This is a genomic window from Pseudovibrio sp. WM33 (assembly GCF_001623165.1).
Taxonomy (GTDB): domain Bacteria; phylum Pseudomonadota; class Alphaproteobacteria; order Rhizobiales; family Stappiaceae; genus Pseudovibrio.
The window spans coordinates 5412-7845 of the sequence record NZ_LMCK01000150.1; the positions used below are offsets into that span (position 1 = coordinate 5412).

Consider the following 2434-nt stretch of genomic DNA (forward strand, 5'->3'; position numbering starts at 1 on the left):
GCAGGTACAAAAAAAGCCGCTGCATGCGGCCGGTGGTTTCCAATTACCAAAACTCAAAATTCTTTAGCTAACTGACTTTCTGAAAGTGCAAGTAACGCGATTAACCGCCATTGTGCTCACTCCCAACAACGCAGCTATTTCATGATCTGCATTGCCTCCCTTTAGCCATAGCTTTTTGACGTCCTTCTTAAATCGTATCCCTAAGCGCTGCCCCTTCGCTTGAATGGGGAATGGCAAAGCCTCCCAAATTTGAACAAAGCGCCTCTTATCTTCCGGGTGTTCTTTACACCAGCTATGCCAACCTGAGCGGCTCGGAAATCCCTCTCTGCCAAACAGCTCTGTTGGAATTTTCCCGCCAGAAACTGCAGTAAGAAAACGATCAATCATTTCTTGGGAAATGCGCGTGCTCCCGCTTCCGGCAAGAACTCGCTCTGTCCTTTCTTCAGTCAACCACTCAGGTAGACGTTTGTATGTGACTGAAGGCATTTGACGCAGCTTCTCACGCGCCGCCGCAGCGGTCTCTTGTCCATGCACTGCACTGACCGCTTTTGCATGCTTGCTATATCTCTCCCACGTGCTTGAACAAACCAGCCCGACTCTATTGGGAATTCCATATTTCTGTTTGTAGTCTTCAGTTGTGGTGTCATGGATGCGCAACAGGTGAACACCCAGTTTCAAGTATTTTTTCCCGCACAGCAGACAAGTTAGCCGCTCTTCCGAAAAATAGGCTTCTACTTCTTCCCTGCTCTTAAATGGCGTAGTGCGGGGATATCCCTGCTTTATGCGTCTACGTTCCTTTGCACGCTGTACATGCCGCATTTTCTTGCTTGCAGCACGACTTCCACCCTTAAAACGCAGTTCCTTTGGAGATGAGTGCAGCACAGTTTTCCTCCCGACAAACAAACCTCGAAAACGAAGCCCTTAGCAGGCATAAAAAAAGCCGCTGTAAGCGGCCGGTGTAGTTTGTAGTTAGATGCTGTTCAGCTTTGCGGAACAACCGGCAGGAAGTAATGCAGTGCAATGCGCACCTTGCCCCCGGTAAAGTCACCGCCATTGGCTGTCAGCCGCACCGCGGTATCTCCATAAAACGCCTGAGGTCCAATCACCCCGGCATTGTTTGAGCCTTCTGCAGCCCCCAGCGATCCGCCAAACTTGGACTGCTCACCAGCAAGGCCACAATCATAAGAGGCTGCCCCTGTCACAGCCTCCACCGTGCGCGTAGACACACAAAACACGATTGCCCGGTTAGGGATTAAAACCGAGCTGTCAACGCTGCTACCTGCAAGGCTTAGCTCTTCATCCACGGTTACAAACTGGCTTTGCGCCTTGCTGTCCGTTTCACTTAAAACAGTTTTCTCTTGCTGGAAGGCAAGGCCGCCCGTGCCCGGATCTGTGCCCAGTCCAGCCACAGAAGAAAAGCTGCTCCATGCCCCACCAGAAAAGATCTGCATAGCGCTTTCACTCTCAACCCATGCAGCCCACCCGGAGCCCGGTTCAAGGAACTCCCAAGCCCCGGCGCTAAAGGCCGCGATCTGGTTTTCATGACTGGCAAAAGCACCAGTCGCCCCAGCAGGTACGATGTAACGCGCTCCCTCATCAGGATCTGCAGGCGGATTGATGACGCTGTTTGAGATAACCGAAAGCTGCACCACCACATCAAGCAGCGCTAACGCCTCATTGTGGGTCACATGCTTTTGCGATTGCGCAGCTGCAATCATCGGCAGGTTTAGGTGTGCCGTTGTGCTCATGGGTTCTCCCTTTAAGCTTCATAGTGAGCAACGGCAGGAACGCCGCGCCCGTATACCTCTGATAGTTGATAGACCCACACGTCAAAGCTGGATGCAGGCCCGCTAAAGTCTTCCGTCTGCATGGCGGAGGTGTAGGAAACAGACCCTTTGGAAGCAGAAAGGGAGCGCTTTAAAACGCCCCCTTCCCGGATCTCAACAGTGTAACTTTCTACAGTCTCACCAAGAGGCACCTCTGCCACCTCCCAGCTATCCCCGCCCGTTCGCGTGCGCCTTATCCAGCTTATTGCAATACTGCCATCAGCTCGCGCACGGGCACGCAGATGCGCAGGCGAAAGCGGCCGCTCTCCACGGCCGGTGAAGGTCTTTTGGTAACTGGTGTAATCCTCAGATCCCACACCAGCCCCGGCTCGGCCTGCTTGCCAGTTAAGCGGCAAACCCAGCTCAGACCGGGAAAGGCCGTTTTGTGTTATCCCGCCATCCAGCACCACCACACGTGCACCTGCAGGGGCTCCCATGCCCGGCTCACTGCCCCGCTGCCCGCGTAGCAGCTTGCTTAAGGTATAGGTGCGCTCAGCAATTAGCTCAGCATTGGCAAACTGCAACAGCTCCCATTCACCGCCTGCCCCTTCAATCAGCATGGCATTGCCACCAGAGAACACCAGATCCTCTTCAAGAGAAGCCAGCGC

3 protein-coding genes are annotated in these 2434 nt (G+C 53.7%); all 3 read right to left on the reverse strand.

Translation table 11 applies throughout. The annotated features are described in order from the left end of the window. Nucleotides 1–63: 63 nt before the first annotated feature. Nucleotides 64–882: a MucR family transcriptional regulator gene (locus PsWM33_RS25350; protein WP_063302076.1), complete on the reverse strand. Its 819-nt coding sequence runs from the start codon at nucleotides 880–882 to the stop codon at nucleotides 64–66. Nucleotides 883–980: 98 nt separating this feature from the next. Next, nucleotides 981–1748 (reverse strand): DUF2793 domain-containing protein, encoded by a 768-nt coding sequence (locus tag PsWM33_RS25355; protein WP_063302077.1) that lies wholly within the window; start codon nucleotides 1746–1748, stop codon nucleotides 981–983. A gap of 11 nt (nucleotides 1749–1759) precedes the next feature. Further along, nucleotides 1760–2434 (reverse strand): GTA baseplate fiber-binding domain-containing protein (locus tag PsWM33_RS27525; protein ID WP_446737457.1); only part of this gene is annotated, 675 nt, incomplete at its 5' end.

Coding starts and splice junctions, on each gene's coding strand:
- PsWM33_RS25355 (WP_063302077.1), bottom strand. CDS start 1,748: ATGAGCACAACGGCACACCTAAACCTGCCGATGATTGCAGCTGCGCAA.